The 8,750-nt window shown below is 44.9% G+C and carries 6 protein-coding genes; 4 read left to right on the top strand and 2 right to left on the bottom strand.

The window, feature by feature from the left end:
• The coding region (locus tag FTT98_RS08035) for a zinc ribbon domain-containing protein (RefSeq protein WP_180177245.1) at window positions 1–210 on the top strand (210 nt) is incomplete at its 5' end.
• 100 nt (window positions 211–310) lie between these two features.
• On the opposite strand, the gene ppc is transcribed toward FTT98_RS08035, so the two are convergent.
• Together ppc and FTT98_RS08025 are read right to left on the bottom strand one after the other, a co-directional pair.
• Window positions 311–2,995, bottom strand: a complete 2,685-nt coding sequence (gene ppc, locus FTT98_RS08030) for a phosphoenolpyruvate carboxylase (RefSeq protein ID WP_180058405.1) — start codon at window positions 2,993–2,995, stop codon at window positions 311–313.
• A gap of 152 nt (window positions 2,996–3,147) precedes the next feature.
• Window positions 3,148–3,771 carry a TetR/AcrR family transcriptional regulator gene (locus FTT98_RS08025; RefSeq protein ID WP_180011056.1) on the bottom strand — a complete coding sequence of 208 codons (624 nt, stop codon included), beginning with the start codon at window positions 3,769–3,771 and terminating at the stop codon, window positions 3,148–3,150.
• A 151-nt stretch (window positions 3,772–3,922) separates the two neighbouring features.
• Between FTT98_RS08025 and FTT98_RS08020 the strand changes: the two genes are divergently transcribed.
• The 3 genes from FTT98_RS08020 (at window position 3,923) to FTT98_RS08010 (ending at window position 8,677) form a co-directional block, all read left to right on the top strand.
• Window positions 3,923–5,029: an efflux RND transporter periplasmic adaptor subunit gene (locus FTT98_RS08020; RefSeq protein WP_180177244.1), complete on the top strand. Its 1,107-nt coding sequence runs from the start codon at window positions 3,923–3,925 to the stop codon at window positions 5,027–5,029.
• Window positions 5,029–8,166, top strand: coding sequence for an efflux RND transporter permease subunit (locus FTT98_RS08015; protein WP_180177243.1), 3,138 nt, complete (start codon window positions 5,029–5,031; stop codon window positions 8,164–8,166). Before FTT98_RS08020 ends, FTT98_RS08015 begins: the two co-directional genes overlap by 1 nt.
• A gap of 133 nt (window positions 8,167–8,299) precedes the next feature.
• Complete coding sequence (locus FTT98_RS08010) at window positions 8,300–8,677, top strand: hypothetical protein (RefSeq protein ID WP_180003650.1); 378 nt, start codon at window positions 8,300–8,302, stop codon at window positions 8,675–8,677.
• The last annotated feature ends 73 nt before the right edge of the window (window positions 8,678–8,750 follow it).

Here is an 8,750-nt window from a genome sequence, read left to right as displayed (position 1 = left end):
TTTGAAGAAGTCCAAGAAGCCTATACCACCCAAATCTGTTCGTGCTGCGGTGAGATCACCTCAAGTAGTCCAAAAGGTAAGACAGATCTTGGAATAAGAGAATGGGAGTGCATGAGCTGTGGTACAGCTCATGATCGAGATATAAACTCAGCTCTAAACATTCTTGCGCTTGGGCATAAGCGTCTAGCTGTAGGAATCACCCTCTTTTAAGGGGGTGAGGATGTCAAATATTCCAAAATAAATTAAAACCAATATGACTGGTCAAAAAAAAAGCACACAGTTCTGTGTGCTTTTTGAAAACTTGGAAGATTTAGCCAGTGTTACGCAACCCTGCCGCAATACCCGCGATGCTGACCATCAACGCATGGTCGACTGGGGTATTTTCAGCCTGACGCTCGGCAAGGTAAGCGCGGCGGCGTTTCATTAGCTCGGCTTGCAGTAAATGTAGTGGCAATAAATAAGGCTTACGCACCTTCATGGATTGGTCGAGCACATCGTTACTGCTAAGTAATTTCGATTCGCCTTTGAGTGCTAATAGCGTTTGTACCGCATCACGTAAACGCTGACGTAACTCTTCGCCCAACTGTTTGAGGTCTGCGTCATCTGTCAGATGAGACTCATAATACAGCGCCACATGACCATCGGCTTTGGACAAGACCATTTCCAACATATCAATCAGGGTTTGGAAATAAGGCCATTGCTCCAGCATTTCTTCGAGTGTCTGCTTTTGACCTTGATCAATCACTTGATTAATCGCAGCACCTGTACCGAGCCAAGCAGGTAACATCAAACGGATTTGCGTCCATGCGAACACCCAAGGAATCGCACGTAAAGACTCAATCCCACCGCTAACTTTACGTTTGGCTGGGCGTGAGCCGAGCGGTAACATTTGTAGTTCCAGTTCTGGCGTTACAGTCCGTAGGTATTTTACAAAATGCGGATTTTCACGCACGGTTTGACGATACACCTGTACCGACAGATCCGTCATGCTGTGCATGAGCTTGCGCCATTCCTGTTTCGGTTCAGGCGGTGGCAATAAGGTCGCTTCTAAGGTCGCTGCGGTGTAAATTTCCAAGTTTTGTAAGGCAATGCCTTCTAATCCAAACTTGAAGCGAATCATTTCCCCTTGTTCTGTGACACGAATCGCTCCTGAAATCGAACCTGGTGGTTGTGAAAATAGGGCTTGCTGTGTCGGTGCGCCACCACGGCTGATTGAACCGCCACGGCCATGGAATAATGTCAGTTGTACATCATGTTTTTTCGCAACCGCAGTTAATTCTTCCTGTGCACGATACTGCGCCCAGTTTGCCGACATAAAGCCCGCATCTTTGGCTGAGTCTGAATAGCCAATCATCACCTCGTGTTTACCCTGAATATGCTGCTTATACCAATGCATATTAAATAGGGTATTCATGGTACGGGCTGCACCATCCAAATCTTTTAGAGTTTCAAACAGTGGCACGACACGTAGCGCTTGTTTGATGCCGGCTTCTTTTTGCAATAACAATACGGCCAAGACATCACTTGGATGTTCGGCCATGGAAATAATATAAGCCCCTAAACTTTCAGGTGGCTGTTCTGCCAAAGTGCGCATGGTCGCAAAGACTTCTTGTACATCTGGATGTTCAATCAGGCTTTGTTTTGGCTCATTTAAAAACTTCGGTAGCAGTGGACGTTTGCTTTGGAGTTCCTGAATCAAGAAGTTTTGACGGGCTTGCTCCGTCCATGTTTCAAAATTGCCTAAACCTAAATATTCAGTAATGGCAGAAATCGCTTGGCGATGACGAGTCGACTCCTGACGAATATCGAGTTTGAGTAATTCGATACCGAAGCAATTCACTCGATGAATAAAGTCGAGTAACTGACCATTGGCAATTTCAGGTAAACCGCTGTCAATCAGTGAACGGTAGCAAACCAATAGTGGATCGAGCAGCTCATGGCGGCTTTTAATGACTTGGCTATCGTCAGCATCTTCACCACGGAGTTTTAGTGCCAACCAGTGACGAGTGGCTTTGAGGCGTTCCCGCGCATCACGTAGATATTCACGATACGGTTCAGGGTGGAAATGGCCCAAAGCATCACTGAGTTCTTTACTGCATTCTTGAATCGAAAGTTCCCAACGTAGGTCTTCGATATCGCGTAAATACAGGTCGGCAGCTTTCCAACGTGAAAGCCAAAGCACTTCTTGAGTAATGTTATGGGTGACGTTTGGGTTGCCATCACGGTCACCGCCCATCCATGATGCAAAGCGCACAGGGGCAACATTTAAAGGCAAGGTCTTGCCACAATGATCTTGAACCATGCCATCCAATTCACGCATGAATTTGGGTACAGCATTCCACAAGGTCTGTTCAATGGTCGTGAAGCCCCATTTAGCTTCGTCGACAGGCGTCGGGCGGTGTTGACGAATTTCGTCGGTTTGCCATGCCGAGCAAATCAGTTGTTTTAAATCATCCAGTACGGCTTTGCGTTCGCGTGGCGTAAGTTTTTGCTGATCCATTTTAAACAGGCAATCATTAATCCCATCATATTTTTGGATCAAGGTACGGCGGCTGACTTCAGTTGGATGTGCAGTCAGGACCAGTTCAATTTTTAATTCACAAATTTGTTGGAACAGTTGTTCCGCACTGATGTTATTGCTTTTAAATTTTTCAAATAAATGATCGAGTGGATTCGGTGATGGTGCTTGCTCATCAAACTCACTTTGGCGACGGCTGCGCACCACATTGTATTGTTCGGCAATATTGGCAAAGTTGAGAAAGTGTGTAAATGCACGGGTCAGTGGCAGAATTTCTTCATCTTTTAAATTTAAAAATAATTGTTCTAACTGTTTTTCGGCTTCAACTTGTCCATCGCGCGCGCCTTTAGACAAAGCACGAATTTGCTCTACCTGATTAAACAAATCTTGTCCTGCATGCTGCTTTAGGGTTTCACCCAATAAATTGCCCAGTAAGCGCACGTCTTCACGTAATGGAGCATCAATTTGTTGAATCATTTGTTATTTCTCCGTGTATTCCTGTCTCGACTATACCCCGAAAGTGCTGTGGCAAAAGGGGGTACAGACAAAAGTCGGATGACTTTTCTAGGTAAATGAGCAATAGCTATGCCATTTGTTTCAGTTTAGCGTTGAAATATTTCAGAAAATGCTTAGCTCTGCGTGCTGAGTTGATATTTCAGCATAAAGATTTCGATGGCAGAGTGAATAATGGCTTGCCGCTCTGCTGCTTCAGGTACTGGGCGCATGCCCAATAAAACCTCTTGATGGCGTAGTCCCATCAGTAGCGACACAATCAGTTCAGTTTGTCGGGCAGGGTGATCCTGCTGAATGAAATTTAAAGCTGCTGCATCTTGAAAAAAGTTTTCCCAGACTTGGCGCATTTTTAAATGTGAGGCACGGAAAAACTGTTCCACCAAAGGACTGTGTTCGGCAGCCAACTCCAAAAGTAATAAATCCAGTTTAATGGCTTCAGGCAAATTCATGATGTTCAGCCCCAACTCACAAATTTCAACGAAAGCCTGCATAAAATGACTTTCGCTGTGCAGATGTCGCGGGCGGGTATTCAAAATATATTCACAGGTGTCTTCAATCGCACTGGTAAATAAGGTGGCTTTGTCCTGAAAATGATTATAGACCGTCAGTTTGGTGACCGCTGCATGTTGGGCAATCTGATTCATGCTGCAACCGTGATAGCCCATTTCTAAAAATAATTGTTTTGCAGACTCTAAAATCCGTTGTCGTTTTTCTAAGTCTTTTGGGCGGCCGACATTCATTTGCTGAAAAAATTCCAAAAAAGGCGAAAAGGTCATTGATTTAGGATAATTAATCTAATTAATGTACCGCATGGTTTATTAATTAAAAAATAACCAAATTAATTGAATAATATTCTGCCCTAAAAAAGACTTTTTATTAAGAGCGAACTTCATGAGTACGATTAAGATCACAGTTGTCAGCATGATTATCGTTTGCAGTGTGACCTTATGGGGATGCAGCAAGGATAAAGCCCAAACGGAACAGGAAGTGCCATTTGTGATGGTGACTCAGCCAGGCGCCACACATTTTGAACAAAAAAGTTATGCGGGTGATGTACAAGCACGCCAGCAAACAGCTTTAGCGTTTCGGGTTGGCGGTCAAATCACTGAGCGCTATGTCGATGTTGGAGACCAAGTCCGAGTCGGGCAAGTCTTGGCAAAATTAGACGTCAAAGATGCACAGTTGCAACTGAATGCAGCACAAGCGCAGCTTGAAAGTGCGCGTTCCGCTGCACAAATTGCTGAAGATGAACTAAAACGCTTTAAGCAATTATTGCCAGTCAATGCTGTGAGTCGTTCGCAGTACGATGCGGTGGAAAACCAATATAAAGCAGCACAGTCGAATTTAAAGCAAGCGCAATCCAATTATGATGTGAGTCGTAATCAGACCGGTTATAACCAATTAATTGCCAATAAAAATGGGGTCATTACTGAGCGTAATATTGAGATTGGTCAAGTGATTGCAGCAGGACAACCGGCATTTCAATTGGCGATTGCAGGTGAACGTGAAGTGGTCATTGGTGTGCCTGAACAAGCGGTTACTGAAATTAAAACAGGGCAGGATGCATGGGTCACCTTGTGGTCGAAACCACAGGAAAAATTTGCAGGCTATGTGCGTGAAATTAGTCCTGCAGCCGATCAGTCTCGTACTTATAGTGTCAAAGTGGCATTACGTGAAGGCAATAGCGCCATTCAACTGGGGCAAAGTGCACGGGTATTTTTAACCAAAGCACAGCAGAATGTTTTGCATGTGCCGTTATCGAGTGTGTCTGCGAGTGGTCAGCAGGCATATGTGATGGTGGTCAATGCAGATAATACGGTACGTAAAGTTCCAGTAACTTTAGGCGAATACGGACGTGACAGCGTGCCCGTACTCAGTGGTCTGCAAGCAGGGGATTTTGTTGTGGTTGGCGGCGTGCATTTGCTCCGCGAAAAACAAAAAATACAACCTGTTGATCGTGAAAATCGAGCGGTACACATTCAGGCAGGAGTTAAATAATGCATTTTAACTTGTCTGAGTGGGCACTGAAAAATAAAGGCTTAATCCTTTATTTTATGATTCTGCTGGGCATCGTTGGGATATTTTCTTATTCCAAATTGTCGCAGAGTGAAGACCCGCCATTTACCTTTAAAGTCATGGTGATTCAAACTTATTGGCCTGGTGCAACAGCCAAAGAAGTTTCGCTACAGGTCACCGATCGGATTGAAAAAGAACTGATGACTACGGGGCAGTATGAACGCATCATGGCGTATTCACGTCCGGGTGAATCCATGGTGACCTTTGTGGCCAAGGACAGTCTACGTTCGCTGCAAGTCCCCGATGTTTGGTACACCGTGCGTAAAAAGGTCAATGATATTCGCCATCAATTGCCATCTGGGGTGCAAGGTCCTTTCTTTAATGATGAGTTTGGTGACACCTTCGGTAATATCTATGTGCTCACCGGCAAAGACTTTGACTATGCCACCATGAAGGAATATGCCGACCGTTTACAGCTCCAGTTACAACGAGTCAAAGACGTTGCGAAAGTGGATTTGATTGGTCTACAAGATCAAAAAGTTTGGATTGAAATTTCCAACACCAAAGCTACGCAAATGGGCATACCTGTGACGGCGATTCAACAAGCCTTGCAGCAGCAAAACACGGTTGCCAGTGCTGGCTTTTTTGAAACCAATTCAGACCGGATTCAAGTGCGTGTCAGCGGCAATTTACAAAACATTGATGAACTGCGTCAGATGCCCTTATTGGTGAATGGTCGAACGATTCAATTGGGTGATGTGGCAGATGTACATCGGGGCTTTAGTGATCCACCGCAGCCTCGTATGCGTTTTATGGGTGAAAATGGTTTAGGCATTGCCGTGTCGATGCGTAAAGGTGGCGACATTCTGGCTTTGGGTAAAAACCTTGAAACAGAATTTGCCCGCCTGCAAAAAACCTTGCCCTTGGGTATGGAACTAAAAAAAGTTTCTGATCAGCCTGTAGCCGTGAAGCGCAGCGTCAATGAGTTTATGAAAGTCCTCGCTGAGGCGGTGATTATCGTTCTGTTGGTGAGCTTCTTCTCCTTGGGTTTCCGTACAGGTCTTGTCGTTGCATTTTCCATTCCCTTGGTCTTGGCCATGACTTTTGCTGGCATGCAGATGTTTGATGTCGGGTTGCACAAGATTTCTTTGGGGGCCTTGATTCTCGCACTCGGTTTATTGGTGGATGATGCGATTATTGCCGTCGAAATGATGGCGATCAAAATGGAGCAGGGCTATAGCCGGTTACAAGCCGCCGGACATGCATGGCGGACGACCGCATTTCCAATGCTAACAGGCACGCTAATTACGGCTGCAGGATTTTTGCCAATTGCCACAGCCGCATCGAGCACAGGGGAATATACCCGCTCGATTTTCCAAGTGGTCACCATTGCATTGGTGGTGTCATGGTTTGCAGCAGTGTTGTTTGTTCCCTATCTTGGGGATAAATTATTGCCCGATTTCAACAAAGATTTGGTACAAAAAGCCCCGTGGTATCAGCGCCTGTGGGCACGTTTGCGCAAACAACCTGAACCTCAGCCGATGGTGCATCATGCCGGTGAACATCACGATCCTTATCAATCTCCGTTTTATCAACGCTTCCGTAGTTGGGTTGATATCTGTGTGACCTATCGCAAGACGGTCATTGCAACGACGGTTGGCATTTTTATGTTATCGATTTTAATGTTTAAAACGGTACCACAGCAGTTCTTCCCACCGTCAAACCGTGCTGAAATTTTAGTGGATTTAAAACTCGAGGAAGGTGCATCTCTGAAAGCCACAGAAGCAGCCGTAAAAAAAGTCGAAGCGTTCTTGTCGAAAAAACAAGGCATTGATAATTTTGTGGCTTATGTGGGTACCGGTTCGCCGCGGTTTTATTTACCTCTAGATCAACAGCTACCCCAAGCCAGTTTTGCTCAGTTTGTGGTATTGGCTTCATCTTTAGATGATCGCAATGAGATCCGTCAGTCATTAGCAGAAGAAATTCGTAAGCTTTTACCTGAAGTACGTACTCGGGTTTCACTTTTAGAAAATGGTCCACCTGTGGGTTATCCATTGCAGTTCCGCGTGTCGGGTGAAGATCTGAGCTTGGTGCGTGAGTGGGCACAACGTGTGTCTGCAAAAGTCAGTCAAAACCCGAACACTACCAACGTGCATTTGGATTGGGGTGAGCCAAGCAAAGTCATTAAACTGGACATCGACCAAGATCGCGCACGTCAAATGGGGGTTTCCAGTCTAGATCTGTCCAATTTCCTGAATAGTTCAATCAGTGGTGCAGTGATTAATCAGTATCGTGAGAAACGAGAGCTGATTGAAATTCGGATGCGTGGTGATCAAGCGGAGCGATTGGATGTCGGTTCGCTCAGCAGTTTGGCAGTACCGACCAGCAATGGTGGTTCAGTGCCATTGGCGCAGATTGCGAAAATTGAGTATAGCTTTGAAGAAGGTTTGATTTGGCATCGTAACCGTTTACCGACCATTACTGTGCGCGCGGATATTCGCAGTAAATTGCAACCTGCAACGGTGGTGGGTGAGTTAAAAGATTCATTTGATCAGTTACGTGCAGAGATGCCGAATGGTTATCTACTCGAAGTAGGCGGCACTGTGGAAGAGTCAGCACGAGGCCAAACTTCTGTAAATGCAGGCATGCCATTATTTCTCGCAGTTGTCATGACTTTGTTGATGATTCAACTACGTAGCATGTCACGGGCGATGATCGTATTTTTAACTGCACCTTTGGGCATTATTGGCGTGGTGTTATTCCTGTTATTGTTCAATAAACCCTTTGGTTTTGTGGCAATGCTCGGCACGATTGCACTGTCAGGAATGATTATGCGCAATTCACTGATTTTGATTGATCAGATTGAACAAGATATTCAGTCCGGGGAGTCGGCTTGGGATGCGATTATCAATGCGACGGTACGTCGTTGCCGTCCCATTGTGTTGACTGCATTGGCCGCTGTATTGGCGATGATTCCACTTTCTCGCAGTATTTTCTTCGGTCCAATGGCCGTGGCGATTATGGGTGGATTGATCGTGGCGACCCTGCTGACCTTGTTCTTTTTACCTGCGCTATATGCACAGTGGTTTAAAGTGAAAAAAACTCAGCAGAATCCTTAAAAGTGTCATAATATTGGGTGCGAAATATTGAATTTTTCTCTATAGTAGCACCTGATCTACAAAGACATTTTTAAAAAGTAAAACTACCACAAGTGCAGCGCGGCATATTGTGGTGTACGGGGTTGAATCACAGATGACAGCAGAGAGTTTAGCTAAGTATCGCCGTTATATTGCGATTTCTTATGTCTTCATGTTTTTCGCTTTATTTACCCTGATTAGTGGTGTATTTGCCTACGGTTTTGCACGCAAAGTGACTCAAATCGATTCTACAGAAGTTTGGCTACAAGCCCAAGCGCTTTGGGTCATGCGCACCGTCGTGATTTATTCCATGATGGCCATTTTTGCCGCACTGTGGTTTATTCCTTTATTTTTCTATTATTGGGACACCTATCTTTGGGTGACTGCATGCACGGTAATTGGTGTGATCTTTTCTTCGATTGCCTTTTTGTATCTATTAAATGCATGGATCCAAGGTCTATCCAAATTCGTTAAAAATAAGGCTGTTTTCTAAGTCGATTTATTTTTTTCCTGCCTACCCCTTGAAAAAATGGTTTGATTCCCCAATTTCAGACCACAGTTAAGTA

This window comes from Acinetobacter sp. YH12039 (assembly GCF_013420015.1).
Taxonomy (GTDB): Bacteria; Pseudomonadota; Gammaproteobacteria; order Pseudomonadales; family Moraxellaceae; genus Acinetobacter; species Acinetobacter amyesii.
This window is presented reverse-complemented; position numbering and strand designations above follow the sequence as displayed.

Excerpts from the sequence above, each read along its gene's own strand:
- ppc (WP_180058405.1), bottom strand. The coding sequence starts at position 2,995 with ATGATTCAACAAATTGATGCTCCATTACGTGAAGACGTGCGCTTACTG.
- FTT98_RS08025 (WP_180011056.1), bottom strand. The coding sequence starts at position 3,771 with ATGAATGTCGGCCGCCCAAAAGACTTAGAAAAACGACAACGGATTTTA.
- FTT98_RS08020 (WP_180177244.1), top strand. The coding sequence starts at position 3,923 with ATGAGTACGATTAAGATCACAGTTGTCAGCATGATTATCGTTTGCAGT.
- FTT98_RS08015 (WP_180177243.1), top strand. The coding sequence starts at position 5,029 with ATGCATTTTAACTTGTCTGAGTGGGCACTGAAAAATAAAGGCTTAATC.
- FTT98_RS08010 (WP_180003650.1), top strand. The coding sequence starts at position 8,300 with ATGACAGCAGAGAGTTTAGCTAAGTATCGCCGTTATATTGCGATTTCT.